The 14,850-nt window shown below is 68.5% G+C and carries 14 protein-coding genes; 4 read left to right on the forward strand and 10 right to left on the reverse strand.

Going from position 1 to position 14,850, the window contains the following annotated elements:
* From HH310_RS10420 to HH310_RS10435, 4 genes are all read right to left on the reverse strand, one after another.
* Entirely contained in the window at positions 1 to 2,181 is a 2,181-nt protein-coding gene (locus HH310_RS10420) for a bifunctional polysaccharide deacetylase/glycosyltransferase family 2 protein (RefSeq protein ID WP_169175244.1), read from the reverse strand.
* Complete coding sequence (locus HH310_RS10425; protein ID WP_169175245.1) at positions 2,178 to 2,498, reverse strand: hypothetical protein; 321 nt, start codon at positions 2,496 to 2,498, stop codon at positions 2,178 to 2,180. The genes HH310_RS10420 and HH310_RS10425 overlap by 4 nt, the downstream gene beginning before the upstream one ends.
* A gap of 40 nt (positions 2,499 to 2,538) precedes the next feature.
* Positions 2,539 to 3,162, reverse strand: coding sequence for a maleylpyruvate isomerase family mycothiol-dependent enzyme (locus tag HH310_RS10430; protein ID WP_169175246.1), 624 nt, complete (start codon positions 3,160 to 3,162; stop codon positions 2,539 to 2,541).
* 81 nt (positions 3,163 to 3,243) lie between these two features.
* Positions 3,244 to 3,705 carry a MarR family winged helix-turn-helix transcriptional regulator gene (locus HH310_RS10435; RefSeq protein ID WP_169175346.1) on the reverse strand — a complete coding sequence of 154 codons (462 nt, stop codon included), beginning with the start codon at positions 3,703 to 3,705 and terminating at the stop codon, positions 3,244 to 3,246.
* Between the two features lie 159 nt (positions 3,706 to 3,864).
* On the opposite strand from HH310_RS10435, the gene HH310_RS10440 reads away from it, so the two are divergent.
* Positions 3,865 to 4,923: a GNAT family N-acetyltransferase gene (locus tag HH310_RS10440; protein ID WP_169175247.1), complete on the forward strand. Its 1,059-nt coding sequence runs from the start codon at positions 3,865 to 3,867 to the stop codon at positions 4,921 to 4,923.
* Positions 4,924 to 5,109: 186 nt separating this feature from the next.
* Here HH310_RS10440 and HH310_RS10445 read toward each other — a convergent pair whose 3' ends face one another.
* Complete coding sequence (locus HH310_RS10445) at positions 5,110 to 6,750, reverse strand: discoidin domain-containing protein (RefSeq protein WP_169175248.1); 1,641 nt, start codon at positions 6,748 to 6,750, stop codon at positions 5,110 to 5,112.
* A 64-nt stretch (positions 6,751 to 6,814) separates the two neighbouring features.
* Positions 6,815 to 8,251, reverse strand: coding sequence for a DHA2 family efflux MFS transporter permease subunit (locus tag HH310_RS10450; protein ID WP_169175249.1), 1,437 nt, complete (start codon positions 8,249 to 8,251; stop codon positions 6,815 to 6,817).
* Positions 8,252 to 8,322: 71 nt separating this feature from the next.
* Here HH310_RS10450 and HH310_RS10455 point away from each other — a divergent pair, with 71 nt between their 5' ends.
* From HH310_RS10455 to HH310_RS10465, 3 genes are all read left to right on the forward strand, one after another.
* Positions 8,323 to 8,865, forward strand: a complete 543-nt coding sequence (locus tag HH310_RS10455) for a TetR/AcrR family transcriptional regulator (RefSeq protein ID WP_169175250.1) — start codon at positions 8,323 to 8,325, stop codon at positions 8,863 to 8,865.
* 57 nt (positions 8,866 to 8,922) lie between these two features.
* On the forward strand, positions 8,923 to 9,870 hold the full coding sequence (locus tag HH310_RS45285) for a helix-turn-helix transcriptional regulator (protein WP_169175251.1): 948 nt from the start codon (positions 8,923 to 8,925) through the stop codon (positions 9,868 to 9,870).
* Between the two features lie 69 nt (positions 9,871 to 9,939).
* Complete coding sequence (locus tag HH310_RS10465) at positions 9,940 to 10,875, forward strand: AraC family transcriptional regulator (protein ID WP_169175252.1); 936 nt, start codon at positions 9,940 to 9,942, stop codon at positions 10,873 to 10,875.
* Here HH310_RS10465 and HH310_RS10470 read toward each other — a convergent pair.
* Genes HH310_RS10470 through HH310_RS10485 form a run of 4 tightly spaced genes read right to left on the reverse strand, consistent with a single transcriptional unit; the run spans position 10,872 to position 14,771 of the window.
* Positions 10,872 to 11,726, reverse strand: a complete 855-nt coding sequence (locus HH310_RS10470; protein ID WP_169175253.1) for a PmoA family protein — start codon at positions 11,724 to 11,726, stop codon at positions 10,872 to 10,874. The genes HH310_RS10465 and HH310_RS10470 overlap by 4 nt on opposite strands.
* Positions 11,723 to 12,532, reverse strand: coding sequence for a sugar phosphate isomerase/epimerase (locus HH310_RS10475; protein ID WP_169175254.1), 810 nt, complete (start codon positions 12,530 to 12,532; stop codon positions 11,723 to 11,725). The genes HH310_RS10470 and HH310_RS10475 overlap by 4 nt, the downstream gene beginning before the upstream one ends.
* Entirely contained in the window at positions 12,529 to 13,623 is a 1,095-nt protein-coding gene (locus tag HH310_RS10480) for a DUF993 family protein (RefSeq protein WP_169175255.1), read from the reverse strand. The genes HH310_RS10475 and HH310_RS10480 overlap by 4 nt, the downstream gene beginning before the upstream one ends.
* Positions 13,620 to 14,771: a Gfo/Idh/MocA family protein gene (locus tag HH310_RS10485; protein ID WP_169175256.1), complete on the reverse strand. Its 1,152-nt coding sequence runs from the start codon at positions 14,769 to 14,771 to the stop codon at positions 13,620 to 13,622. Before HH310_RS10485 ends, HH310_RS10480 begins: the two co-directional genes overlap by 4 nt.
* Positions 14,772 to 14,850: the final 79 nt, after the last annotated feature.

Raw genomic sequence — 14,850 nt, forward strand, 5'->3', positions numbered from 1 at the left:
CTACCCCACGACGTCGCGCGCTATCCGCCCGGGTGCGGACGCCAGCTCGCCGGTGCGGTGCACACGCTGCCAGTGCAGCCGGCGCCCGGTCAGCGCGGTGAACGCCGAGTGCAGCAGGACCACGTACATCACCTGGCGATACACCACCTGTTGCAAAGGCAGTGTCCACAACGGGCGCAAGCGTTCGCGGTCCAGGCGGAACGCGAGCACCGCGGTGATCACCTGGACCACCATCATGGCGCCCCAGCCGATCAGCGTGACCAGCCGGTCGAGGAACAGGAAGCCATACACGGCCATGATGTCGATCAGCGGTGCGAGCAGCGGTAACGCCACGCTGAACAGGGCGATCAGGGGGAGGCCGCCACGACCGAAACGAGTCTTTTCCCGTACGGCGTGGCGGTGTTTCCACATCGCCTGCATCGTTCCGTAGCTCCACCGGTAGCGCTGCTTCCACAGCATGCGCAGGGTGGCCGGGGCCTCGGTGTACGAGCGCGCGGACTCCTCGTACACAACCCGCCAGCCGGCCCGGTGGATCGCCATGGTGAGGTCGGTGTCCTCCGCCAGCGTGTCTTCGCTCAGACCGCCGACCTGCGACAGGGCCGTGCGCCGGAAGCCGCCGAGCGCGCCCGGGATGGTCGGGATGCACCCCATCGTGTCGTACAGGCGGCGGTCCAGGTTGAAGCCGATGACGTATTCGATGTGCTGCCATTTGCCGATCAGGCCGCGCCGGTTGGCGACCTTGACGTTGCCGGCCACGGCGCCGACCGTCTCGTCGGCGAACGGCTGGATGAGCCGGTGGATCGAGTCCGGCTCGACCACGGTGTCGGCGTCCACCATGACGATCATCTCGGTGCGCGCGAAGGCCACGCCGGTGTTCAGCGCCGACGCCTTGCCGCTGTTGGGCACCTCGATGAGGCGTACGTTGGGAAGTCCTAGATTTTTGATGATTTCCGCGGTTTTGTCGGTCGAGCCGTCGTCGACCACCACGACCTCGACGCCGCCCTCATGCCGGGACCGCGCCAGCGATTTCACCGCCGCGCCGATGTTCTTCTCCTCGTTGTAGGCCGGCACGACGATGGTGACCGGCTCGTTCATCGGCGGTCCCCACGGCGTGCGGCGGCGCTGCCGGGCGTGCGCCCACGCGAACACGAAGAGGATGAGGGTGCGCACGGCGATCAGCGCCCCCGCGGTGATCATCAACCACCACAGAATTCGCAGTACGCCGTCGGCGCCGCGCACGGTCCACGCCAGCGCCGTGCCGCGCCACACGTCGGCCGTGCTCGCCTGCGGGTTGACGTCGAGGTTCATCGCACCGCCGACGGTGGTGAACTTGAAGCCGCGCGCCTGCAACTGCGGGATCAGCTTGTCCAGCGCGTCGATCGACTCCTGACGGTCACCGCCGGCGTCGTGGAACAGGATGATCTCGCCGTCGTCGTTCGAGGGCGTGGCGTTCTTGACGATCTGGTTGACACCCGGGCGCTGCCAGTCCTCGCTGTCCATGTCGTCGAGCACGGTCAGGTAGCCTTCCTGGCCGACCTGCTCGACGGTGGAATAGTCGTCGTCGGTGAGAGCGTCCGGAAACGACGAGTACGGCGGGCGGAGCATCACCGTCGAGCGCCCGGTGGCGTACGCGATGGACAGCTGGGTCTGCGAGTTCTCCAGGTCGCGCCGCCACTCCGGCAACCGGGCGAGGTCCGGGTGGGTGAAGGTGTGCGCGCCCACCTCGTGTCCCTCGCGGACGATGCGCTCGGTCAGCTCGGGATTACGCGCGACCTGCGTGCCGACCACGAAGAACGTCGACGGAGCGTGGTATTTGGCCAGGATGTCGAGGATCTTCGGCGTCCATTTCGGGTCCGGGCCGTCGTCGAAGGTGAGCGCGATCGTGTTCTTCGGCATCCGGTACGACTCGGGCTGGCCTCCCTCGCGCATGTCGATCACCGGGCCGCCGTCCTTGACCCGCTCCGGCACCGCGTCGTCGACCTCGGACCTGGGGGTGGTGCCGTCCGGGCTGAAGCCGGCGTCGGTGTAGACCTCGACGATCACCACGGTGCCGAGCAGGACAAACGTGATGATCGCGAGCATCGCCCAATAGGCACGGCGGCGCCGGCGTACCGAGGGAATCCGACCGGTCGATTCCGGATCATCCGGAATAGATGGCGGAGTAGCGCGATAAATCGTCATCGGGGCACGCTGCTGTTCGCCGGCGTCGGCGGCGGCGCCGGCGGCTTCGCCGAGCCGCCGAGCTGACTGACCCACACCGCGAGCAGAACCAAGAGCAGAGCAACCCCGATCCCGTACGCGATCCGGCGCACCCGCCGTCGCCGCCGCCCGCTGGGGTCCACGAAGACGGGTGCCTTCGCCGGCGCGTCGGTACGGATGACATTTGTTACCGCGTTCTCCGGCAGCGGCGCCTTGCCGACGGCATGACCCACCCGGGCCCGGCCACGCGACGGCGGCCGGACCGTTGCGCGGCCCATGTGCTGGGGTTCATCTCCCACACCATCGAAGCTAAAAGATTCGGGAGGAAAGCGCACTCGGTCATTGTGTGTATCTGCCAGCGGCCTCGCCGACCAGCATGCCCTCCGGCAGTCGTCGCCCGGCTATGACGAGAAGAAGGTCCTGCCCTCGGCCGTGAAGCGCTTTCCCGGCGCCGAACGTCCAATCGATGTCCGTCGCTTCCAGTCGGACATTCGACAGATCCGTTCCGAAATATTTGATGTTCTGACCGCGCGTCTCTTTCAAAATGATCGAGACCCGTTCCGTGGGTACCGCGCGCGGCAGTCCGAGAGCGACCGTGATGTCCATGCCGTGGATGACGTCGTGCGAGAGCGCGCCGGCGCTGCCGCCGCCCGGGGGCCGCCACGGGTGCTCGATGTTGTCCCGCATCTGAGCAAGAAGTTCCTGGTCGGACATGGTCTTGGTGTCTTGCTTGGCCTGCCGGTCGGCGAAGCGGTTGAAGTCGCCGCGGGCCCGGATCATGCCGCTGACGAACCGCGCCTTGGGCAGGCGGAACGGCATCGTCATGTGGGCTACTACTTCACGTGTTCGCCAGCCCACGCACAGTGATTGCTGCGCCCATTGCTCCGGGGTCAGGTCGGCGAGCAGCGTGGCCAGGTCGGCCCGTTCGCCGATGACGGCGGAACGGATGACGTCGTCGTTCATGGTTTTCCCTCCGGCGGTGAGCGTCGGAGGTGATACGAGCCACATCGCCGGAACTCATCGGCCGGGTCCCATCTGATGGACCTATTGTGGCGCAGGTCTCACTTTGGACGCGATCCGCTCGATCGCGGCGAGGTCCTCGGCGCCCAGCAGATCGATGAAGTGGCGGCGCACCGACTCGAGATGCTTCGGTGCGGCGTCCGCCAGGGTGTCCAGGCCCTGCCGGGTGAGCGTGAGAAAACAGCCCCGGCCGTCGTCCGGGTCCGGGGCGCGCCGGAGCAGGCCGCGCGCCTCCATCCGGGTCGCGTGCCGGGAGAGCCGGCTGCGCGACCAGCCCATCTTGTCGGCCTGCTCGCCCAGCGTGCTGGTGTTGCCGGGGCGTTCCGAGAGGGTGCTGAGCACTTCGTAGTCGGCTTCGGAGAGGCCGATCGCGGCCAGGTCGCGGGCGGTGCCCGTTTCCACGGCGACCAGGACGCGGCGGAAGGCGCGCCAGGCGCTCTCCTCGTCCGGGCTGAGCCAGTTCGTCTCCGCCCGTGTCTCCCGCATCGTCTCTGGCCTCGTCTCCGGCTTCGCCACTGGCTTCGTCTCTGGCATCGTCGACGGCTTCGTCTCCCGCATCGTCGACGGCTTCGCCTCCCGCATCGTCGAAGGCTTCGCCTCCGGCTTCGTTGACATGTAATCAACTTAGCATCTAACCTCGTTTCCATGTCAACGAGATTGCTTGTCCTGACCGTGAGTACGCGGCCCCACGCGCTCGGCCCGGTGGTGACGCGGTGGCTGCTCGATGCGCTGGGGCGCCGCGCCGACGAGTTGTCAGTGGAACTCGTGCCGGTGTCGCTCGCCGACCTCGGCCTGCCGTTCCTGGACGAGGAGGAGGAACCGTCGTCGGGCGTCTACCGCAACGCGCACACCCGCAAGTGGAGCGCCCTGGTCGCCGCCGCGGACGGGTTCATCGCGGTGACGCCGGAATACAACTACGGAATGCCGGCGGTGCTGAAGAACGCGCTCGACTACCTGGGCCGCGAGTGGGCGTGGAAGCCCATCGGGTTCGTGAGCTACGGGAACACGTCGGCCGGCACACGATCCGTCCAGCACAGCAAACAGGTGGTGACGACGTTGCGGATGATGCCGCTGGGCGCGACCGTGGCGATCCGCATCGCCGATTCGGTGGCAGATGGACGATTACGGCCGTCGCCGGCCCGGGACGCCGCCGCGGTGCATCCTCTGGACGAGGCGGTGCGCGTGGCGCAGGCGTTGCGCCCCATGCGGGAGCAAGCTGCCCATCCGGCCGGCCCGTTGGCGGGGTCGTACGTCCGCCCGCTCACACCGGACGACGCCGCCGAGGTCGCGGTGCTGCAGCGGTGCTGCTGGGTGGAGGAGGCGCTGGTCAACGACACCCTGGACATTCCGGCGCTGCACGAGTCGCTCGACGACGTGCGCGCGTGGCTCGGGTCGTGGAACGCCACCGGGGTGTGGCTCGACGGACGGCTGCTGGGGATGGTCCGGACGCGCCTGGTCGGGTCGGAGTGGCACGTGGGTCGCCTCGCCGTCGTGCCTGACCTGCGTGGACGGGGGTTGGGGCGCTGGCTGTTACGGGCCGCCGGAGCGGGAGCGCCGGCGGAGAGCACGCGGATGGTGCTCGTGACCGGGGCCAAGAGCGCGCGCAATGTGGCCCTGTACGAGAGCGAGGGGTATGTCCGGCTCGCGGGTGGAAGCCCGGAGGGGACGGTGTCGCTCGCCAAGGAGACAGTCTCGGTCTCGTAGCCGACGGCGCTCCGGCCCCGCCCCCGCGATCGAGCATCACACGCCGCGCACGGCGGCCTTGCCGAGCCGCGCATGGCGGCCTCGGAGAGCCGCGCACGGCGGCCTCGGAGAGCCGCGCACGGCGGCCTCGGAGAGCCGCGCACGGCGGCCTCGGAGAGCCGCGCGTGTCGGCCCCGGAGAAAAGCCTCAATTCCCATACGCCTCGAGCGACGCCACCTGTCCAGCAGGCCACCCGGTATTCGCCATCACGGTCACCCGCAGAAACCGCACAGGCGTGCCCGCAAACGAAACCGCAACCGTATTACCCGAGGCAGGATCGAAGGTGTACGCAGCAGGCGGCACAAGCGTACGCGACCCGCCATCGGAAAGCGCAAGCGTCTGCCGCCGCGCCTCCCACGACGGCGGCAGCTTCAGCACCACCCGCCCCACCGTCACCGACGCACCCAGATCAACCTGCACCCACTGCGGAAAGCTGTTGTTCGCACTTTCCCAATACGAGGCCTGATTACCGTCCGCGACGTTCCCCGACGCGTAGACCTGCGTATGGCTGCTCTCACTGGTCGCCCGCCCGCGCGCCAGATCGCTGACCACCGGCACAAGCGAGGGCTGCGTAGGCCGGCTCGCCGTCAACGGAATCTGCCCTTTGAGCATCCGCCCGCCGTCACCAGTAATCCGCAGATAGTAATCGGACGAACAGAACGTGCCATCCTCGTCAAGCGCGCGAACCCCCGACCCCACCGGAACGGACCCAGCGGTCTCGGCCGTCTTAGCGATCTGATTACCTTCGTTGAATTCGTCGAACATGGACACGTAGAGCCCTTGAGCCCCCAGCCGAATCATGTTGTAGAGGCTGCGCCAGTAGTAGTCACCATGCCGGCGCGCTCCCACCGACAGGTCACCGGGCAGCACGCACGGCTGGTAATCGATGCCGTGCGCCACACAATCCGCCAGATCAGGCGTATTGACGTCGGCGTAAAACTGGTCGAGCCCTTCCAACGTCCCGGTCCGCCCCACCATCCACGGCGAAATCATGTGGAACGCGTGATAGACGTCGCCGAATCCGGGACGGCTGTCGTTGATGCCCTGCCGCCAATACGTGGGCACCCCGCCGATGACATAGCATCCGTGCGCCTTGAACCAATTGACCACGTCGAGGCAGGCGGCCGGGGTGAACGGCCGGCCGTCGTCGTTGAAGCCGAAACCCCAGATGCAGACGACCGGTTTTCCGTTCTGCTTCGCGTACGCCGGGGACGCCGTCAACGCCGCCATCTTGTTCTGCCAATCCGCCGTGATCTGCGACTGCATCGCCGTCCAGCCGGTCACGTCGTACATGATGTAGAACTTTCGGCCGGTCGCTTCCGCAGCGCCGCGCACCTTCGCAGCCATCGCGTCGCGGGTCGGCCCTTCGTCGCCGACCGGGTTGAATCGCTGTAACGCCGCGGTGTCCACGCCGTACGTGCGCATCCATTGGAAATGCGTGTCGACGGTCTGCTGGTCGTACGAGGAAAAGAGCGTCGCGGCCGCACCATTACCCAGATTTCCGTACGCCGTGGGGTAGGCGTGGGCGAAGTCGCGCATGTCCGGCCAGGACACGATCGTGGTATTCGACGGCGACGGCGGCTGGAAACGGTCGCGGCTCCAATGCCACCAGCCGCCGATCGGGGCGCCGTCGCCGGGGCAGGCGAACCAGCCCTGATAACCGACGGTCACCTTGCCGACGACGTCGCCGGGCGCAGACGAAGCGGCAGCCGGGGCGCCGTCGAGCAGCAAGCTCGCGGCACCACCGGCAGCCACGGTGGACAGAAGTGCTCGTCGTGAGACGGACATCGGGGACTCCTGCCGATCCAAGGATCCAGGGGGGACGGGATCGACAGTCATCGTTACAGACCCGTCACGAAGATGCAATAGTTGAACTGCTCGATGAAAGAACAGGACGCTTCGGCAGCAAGAGCGCGATGATCGCACCCACGGCCACCACCGCGGCACCGACCAGCACGGCCGGGCGCAGGCCGTCGACGAAGTTCTGGCCGGAGGCGTACCCCCCGAAGGAGCTGAAGATCGACGCCAGCGTGGCCACCCCGGCCGCCACGCCCACCTCGCGGATCGTGTTGTTGGCGCCGGAGGCGACGCCGCGCTCCCCCTCGGTGACGCTGCCGAGCGCCATCGTGCTGATCGGCGCGAAGGTCAGGCCCATCCCGACGCCGGCCATCACAAAGGCGACGACCAGGTTCCCGTACGCCAAGTCGGGTGTGCTGGTCACGGCGGTCCACGCGAGTGCGGCCGCCAGCAGCACCTGACCCGCGAAGATCAGGTTGCGTTGTCCGATGCGGTCGCCGAACAACCCGGCCAGCGGTGCCACCACCATCGGCGCCGCGGTCCACGGCAACGTCCGCAGGCCGGCCTCGAACGGGCTGAGCCCCGACACCACCTGGAAGAACTGGGAGAGCAGGAAGACCGAGCCGAACGCGCCGACGGTGAAGGTCAGCGTCATGATGTTGACGACGCTGAAGCCGCGCGACCGGAACAGCGACAGCGGCAGCATCGGCGTGCGGTTGCGGGCCTGCCAGGCGAAGAACGCGAGCAGCAGCAACCCGCCGCCGGCCAGCATCGACACGATCCGGGCCGAGGACCAGCCGTGGTCCGGACCGTCCACCACGCCCCACACCACGAGCAGCAGGCCGGCCGCGGACAGCACCAGGCCGAACGGGTCGAGACGCCGCGCGCCGCCGCGCGACTCGCGCAGCACGGTGGCGGCCAGGATCACCGCGACGATGCCGACCGGGACGTTGAGCCAGAAGATCCAGTGCCAGTCCATGCCGTCGACCACCGCTCCCCCGACGACCGGCCCGACCGCGACGCCGAGTCCGCTGATGCCGCCCCAGATGCCGACCGCGGCCGTACGCAAGCGATCCGGCACGGCCTGGGCCAGCAGCGTGAGCGAGAGGGGCGCGACGGCCGCACCACCGAGTCCTTGAATCGCGCGCGCCGCGGTGAGCTCCCACGGCGCGGTCGCGAGCGCGGCGGCGGCCGAGGCCAGCGTGAAGACGACCAGCCCGATCAGGAACATCCGGCGGCGGCCGATGCGGTCGCCGAGCGCGGCCGCGGTGAGCAGGAAGGCGGCGAACGGCAGCGTGTACGCGTTGACGAACCATTGCAGGTCCTGGATGGAGGCGTTCAGGTCGGTGCGGATGACCGGCAGCGCCGTGCTCACCACCAGGTTGTCCAGTGTGACCATGAAGATCGGGATCCCGACCGCAGCGAGGATCGCCGCAAGCGGTTTGCCCGTTTTGTTGTGAGTGGCCGGCTTCTCCAGCGCAGCGGTGGTCATTCTCGTCTCCCCGCTCAGTTGTTATCGACTGATAACTAGGAACGTAGTTATTGACTGATAACATGTCAACCATGCCTAGGACACGGCTCACCGCGCAGGAGCGCCAGGAGCAACTGGTAGCGGCCGCCATCACCGCCTTCAGCCAGGGCGGATACGCCGGCACGACGACCGATCAGGTGGCCCGGCTGGCGGGGGTCTCCCAGCCGTACGTGATCCGCATCTTCCGGACGAAGCAGGAGCTGTTCCTCGCGGCCTGCCAGCGGGCGACCGACCGCATCGAGGACGCGTGGCGAGCCGCGGCCGCCGAGGAGCCGACGCTGGCGAACCTCGGACGGGCGTACCGGGAGCTCTTCGCCGAGACCGACATGTTCACCGTGTTGCTGCAGGGCTTCAGCGCCGGCTCCGACCCGGTGATCGGTGAGCAGGTGCGCGGCAACTTCGGCCGGCTCTACCGGCTGGTGCAGGAGCTGACCGGGGCGACCCCGGTCGAGACGCGTGACTTCTTCTCGGCGGGCATGCTGCTGACCGTGCTGGCCGCGATGCGAGCCGTCGGACCGGACGCGCCGGCGCCCGCGGCCGACTGGGTCACCGAGTTGATGGGGACTTTCGACTGAGCGTCCGCTGCGTCACTCCCGCTGGAGTAGCGCCCAGGCTGGGGCTAGCTTGTTTTTGTGTCCCCGGACATATCCACCTACAGTCGCGATTTCCAGGCCCTGCGGGGTCCGGAAGAACTCGTGACCCTGGGTTCCGTCCTCGGCTGGCGAGAGATCCGCCACAACTGGCTCGAGGCCAAGGATTTCACGCTCGGATTGCTGGCGTGCCAGGTCGGCGACATCCAATTCATGAACGCGCGGGAGACCTCGTCCACGGTGTGGCAGGGCGGCATTCCGGATGACGTCGTCGCCATCACGCGGGTCAACGAGGGCGGCGGGTTCGTCGACCTGCCGAGCGGCACCATGGCCATCGCGGCCGGCGACGTCTACGTCTCGACGCTCGAGGACGATTTCACCTGCCATACGGTCGCCTATCAAAGCGTCAGCATCATCAAGGTGCCACGCGCACACCTGAGACGGCTGGGCCTGGCCGAGGCGGCGTTGCGGCCGCAATACGCGACCACTCCGCCGGGCAGTCCCGCGGACGTGCTTTTCGACCTCTTCGAGTCGTTCGCGCGGCGCGCCGAGAACGGATCCGCGGTGTCCGCCCGCACGTTGGTCACCATGCGCGAATCCGTTATCCGGATGGCCGCCGCGACGTTCGAGGACAGCATTCTGCCCGCCCCCGGTTTCCCGGCCACGGCGAAGGCGTTCATCGATTCCCACTTGGACGACCCGGCGCTCAGCCCGGACACGGTCGCGGCGGCGTTGCACGTGTCGAGGCGTACGTTGTATCGGTCGTTCGCCGACGAGGATCAGACCGTCGCGTCGTATATCCGGACGGCCCGGCTTCGACGCGTACGCCTCGAGCTCGACACCGCCGGGCTGGTCAGCATCGGGGATGTGGCGGTGCGCTGGGGTTTCCCGAACGGCGGCCATTTCGCGAAGCTGTTCCAGGACGAATTCGGGATCGCGCCGAGCGAATACGTCCGGGCCGCCCGCTCGCCGGAGCGCGACCCCGCCTGACCCGGATTTGTCATCGTGATGGCACGGGATTGGTGGGGTTCGGCCGGGCCCGTCGCCAGAATCGAAGTCGTGTACGACCCTTTCTCCGACGCTCTCGGCATCATCCGCCCCCGGGTCACGTCCCGGGGTTTCACCGCGGGCGGCCGATGGGCGGTCCGCTTCACGCCGCGGCAGCAGACCCTGAGCGTGCACGTCGCCGTGCGGGGCCACTGCGGGGTGCTCGTCGGCGACCGGGACCCGATCTGCCTGGACGAGGGCGACGTGCTCTTATGCCACGGCACCGCCCCGTGGATCCTGGCCAGCGACCGCGCGGTGCCACCGGCCGACGCCGACGACCTCTTCGCGCTCGACCCGGCCCCGATCGTGCAGCTGGGCGGCAGCGAGGTGGCCGGCATCGCCGGACACATCCAGATGGACGTCGACCCGATCCTGGCCTCGCTCGGCCACGTCACCCACATCCGCGCCGCCGACCCGGCCGCCGCCGCGCTGCGTTACCTGCTCGGCCGCGTGCTGCGGGAACTGGGGAGTCCGGCGCCCGGATCGGCGTTCGCCGGCGAGAAGTACGCGCAGATCATCCTCGTCGAGGTGCTGCGGGTGGCTCTGGAGGCCCGCGACGCCCATCCGGCCGTGGGGTGGCTGCGGGTGTTCGCCGATGCGGAGTTACGGCCGGCGCTCGTCCTCATGCACGAGCAGCCCGGATACCCGTGGCGCCTCGCGGATCTGGCGCAGGCCGTCTCGATGTCGCGCAGCGCCTTCGCGACCCGTTTCCGGGTCCTTTCCGGAATGCCGCCGCTCACCTATCTGCACCATTTCCGCATCCGCTTGGCCGAGGTCGCGCTGCGCGAGACGGACGCGACCGTAGCGACCTTGGCGGCCCGGTTCGGGTATTCCTCGGAAAGCTCGTTCAGTCACGCTTTCACACGGACCGCCGGGGTGTCGCCGCGCCATTACCGCAGCCTGCACCGGGCGGCGGTCCACGGCCCGGGGCACGCGGTAGGGCATTAGCCGAGTGCCGGTCGCCCGCCGTCCGCGATCCGGACACGAATGTGGCGTCTCAACGTCGTACCCGGCGGAATCGTCAACGGCGTCTCGAACGCCAGCGCCGCGCAGACCCCGTTGTATTCGCCGGTCCGCACGAACCAGCGATCCTTGTCCGCCAACCCTGCAAAGACCAGCGTGTACGCGTCGTCCACCGTCACGGCAACCCACGAGGCGTCGCTGCCGTGCGCCTCGCCGCCGTCGGACGCACGCGCCACCGCGGACCCGGCCGGAAGCCGCCAGAAGAAACCCCCATAACCAGCCCCTCCGGTACGCCCGTGGGTAGCCGGACTCCCGAGCACGACCTGGTGTGTTTCGGGGGCCGTGAGCGCGTACCGGAAGGAAAGCTCCCAGCCCCCGGGCGCGGGTGTCGCGGCGATGTCCCGGCGCTCGGTCAGGAGCGTGCGGTCGTCCCCGTCGAGCCAGCTCAGCGTTTCCGCCAGCCCCGACGTCCGCAGATCCGCGCCGCCGCCGCCAGACCCGCCGGCCGAGCCATGGGGTTCCACATCGCCGGTGCCAGGCCCGACCGCCGGGGTCAGCCACCCGTCGTGCCGGATCCGCCCGTGATCCGGCAGCCAGACGTAGCCCGACCCGCGCACAAACGTCCGCCCACCCCACACATTGACCCCGTTGACGTCGGCCACGGTGAGCGACGCCCCGAGATGCCACGGATGGTCGAAGCACAACTCGTCCGTGACGACGACCCCGCCGAGCGTCCGCACCGGATGCAGGTATGGCCGCGGCGCCAGCCGAATGTCCACAGCAGGCTCGACGACATAGGTGGCGACAGCGACACCCCCGACGGTCAGCTCGGTCATACGTCCGCCGTGGCGGCCCGGTAGCCTTCGTAGGCCTCGGCCAGCACCGCCGCGCCCGGCCGTGCCCACACCTGCTCGTGGAAGACCTCCACCTCCGTCCACCCGTCATAACCCGCCGCGCGCACCGCCCCCGCGAAACGACACAGGTCGATGCATCCCGTGCCGGGCATGCCCCGTCCCAGCAGGACCCCCTCGGGCAACGGCGTTATCCAGTCGGCCAGCTGGAACGCGGCTATCCGGCCCGCGGCGCCCGCCTCGGCGATCGTCGGCCATATCTGGTCGTCCCACCACAGGTGGTACGTGTCGACGCAGACGCCGACCACCTCGCTCGGATAGGGCGCCGCCAGCTCGAGCGCCTGGCCCAGCGTCGCCACCACGCAGCGGTCCGCGCAGAACATCGGATGCAACGGCTCGATCGCGAGCCGCACCCCGGCCGCGCGGGCGTCCGGGACCAGCGCCCCGATCGCCTCCCCCACATGTCGCCGGGCGCCGTCGATGTCCCGGCTCGAACCGGGCAGCCCACCACTGACCAGGATCAGCGTGTCGGTGCCGAGCGCCGCCGCCTCCTCGATGGCGCGCCGATTGTCGTCATACCAGTCGGCGTCGTGAAAGAACCCGCCACGGCACAGCGAGGACACGGTCAAGCCCGCGTCACGCATCAAACCCGAGGCCTTGTCCACCCCGTACGCCTGCACCTCCTCCCGCCAGAGCCCGACCGCCCGCACCCCGGCCGTCACACAGCCGGCCACCAGATCGGGCAGCGGCCAATGCTTCGTGGTCGCCTGGTTGAGCGAGAAGCCGGTCATGATCCCCCCACTGTGGTCAGCCAGGCCCGCGCCCGGTGCGAAGCCATTTCAGCATCGGGAAGCACGCCGGCGTCATCCGCGAGGCGCATGAGTTCAAGCAAATGGCGAGGAGATCGTCCGACCTGCGCGCCGCCGACCATCACGAGCGAATCTTGGTGCCCGGCGAGCCAGTTGAGAAAGATAATTCCCGTTTTATAGTGATAGGTCGGGGCGGCGAACAGGTGCCTCGCGAGCGGCAGGGTTGCTGCCATGATGTCGGTATAAGTCGCGCCGTCGCCCGAATCGAGTGCCCGCAACGCCGCGGCCGCAGGTGGGGCAATCACGGCGAAAACGCCCAGCAACGCATCCGAATATCCCGATGCGTCACCCAAGATCAGTTCCGGATAGTGAAAATCGTCGCCGGTGAACATCCGCACCCCGGCCGGCAGCTGCCGCCGCATCGCCACCTCGGCCGACGCGTCCAGCAGCGACATCTTGATCCCGGAGACCTTGTCCGCGTGCGCGTGAATGATATCGAGAACGGTCTCCGCTCCCCCACCCCAATAACCCGCGAGCGCCGGATCGAATGCCTCCCCCAGCCAATGCAAAAGCACCGGCCCATCGGCCTGCCGCAACAATTCGCTATAGACGCGCCGGTAATCCTCCGGCCCGCGCGCCGCCGCCGCGAGATGCCGGCTGCACATCAACACCGGTTGGGCGCCGGCTTCCTGCACATCCAGCAGTTGTTCCCCGTACGCCTTGACAATCTCGTCCACCGTGGCGGAACCGGCCGGAAGCTGGTCCGTCGCGACGCCCGCGACAATGGGACCGCTCGCCTCCGCGGCACTGCGCCGGATCAGTTCCCGCGTCGCCGCATAGTCGAGTCCGGCGCCGCGCTGCGCCGTGTCCATCGCTTCGGCGACACCGAACCCGTACGACCAAAGGTGTTGCCGGAACCGTAGCGTGGCCTCCCAATCGAGCACCGCGGGCGCCCCGGGAACGTTTTCCGCGAACGGATCCGCGACCACCGGAGCCGCCGCATAGGCGAGGCGCGACGAAAACCCTCGAGGCCCTTTCGTGTACGCCTCGCCGCGCCCGCTGAACGTGATCATCTGCCGAGCTCCGGCACCTCGAAACGGCGCCCCTCACGCGAGGACCGCAGCCCCAGTTCGGCGACCTGCACGCCACGGGCCCCAGCCCAGAGGTCTCCGGTGTACGGGGTGTCCTCCGAGACGTACCGCAGAAATTGTTCCCATTGCGCGCGGAAGCCGTTTTCGAACGTCTGGTTGTCCGGCACTTCCTGCCATTGTTCCCGGAAGCGCTGTGTGGTCGGGACGTCCGGATCCCAGACCGGTTTCGGCGTCGCGGCGCGCGGCTGAATGCGGCAATGGTGCAGCCCCGCGACCGCGCTGCCGTGCGTGCCGTCCACCTGGAACTCGACCAGCTCGTCGCGATTGACGCGGACCGCCCAGGACGAATTGATCTGCGCGATCACGCCCCCGTCCAATTCGAAGATCCCGTACGCCGCATCGTCCGCGGTTGCCGCATAAGGCTCACCGGCCTCGTCCCAGCGTTTCTCGACATGCGTCACCGACCGCGCCGTCACCGCGCGCACCGGCCCGAAGATCTGCTCCAGCACGTAGTGCCAATGCGGGAACATGTCGAGAGTGATGCCCCCGCCGTCCGCCGATCGGTAGTTCCACGAGGGACGCTGGGCCGCCTGCCAATCCCCCTCGAAAACCCAGTAACCGAACTCACCGCGTACCGAAAGAATGCGGCCGAAGAATCCGCTGCGCACGAGCCGCGCCAGTTTGCGCAACCCGGGCAGATAGATCTTGTCCTGGACGACACCGTGCTTGACCCCGGCGGCGTCGGCGAGGCGGGCCAGCTCGACCGCTTCGTCGAGGCTCTCGGCAACCGGCTTCTCGGTGTAGACGTGCTTGCCCGCCTCGATCGCCTGCCGCAGCGCCTTGACCCGCGCGGAGGTGACCTGGGTGTCGAAGTAGACGTGCACGTCCGGCCGGGCGAGCGCCTCGCCGAGGTCGGTCGTGTAGTCGTCGAGGCCGTGCTGCTCGGCGATCGCGCGCAGCTTGGCCTCGCTGCGCCCGACCAGGACCGGCTCGGGCCACAGAACGCGCCCGTCGGCGAGCGGCAGGCCACCGTCCGCGCGGATCGCGAGCACCGACCGGACAAGATGCTGCCGCAGGCCCATCCGCCCGGTGACGCCATTGAGCACGATGCCGATGCTGGTCCGGTCCATGGTCACAGATCCTCCGGGAAATGGGCCGAGGTAAGCGCTTTCCTGGACCTTAGTGGCCCAGCCATCCAGCGAGCAATAG

Origin of the sequence: Actinoplanes sp. TBRC 11911, from assembly GCF_012933445.1 — a bacterium.
Classification (GTDB): domain Bacteria; phylum Actinomycetota; class Actinomycetes; order Mycobacteriales; family Micromonosporaceae; genus Actinoplanes.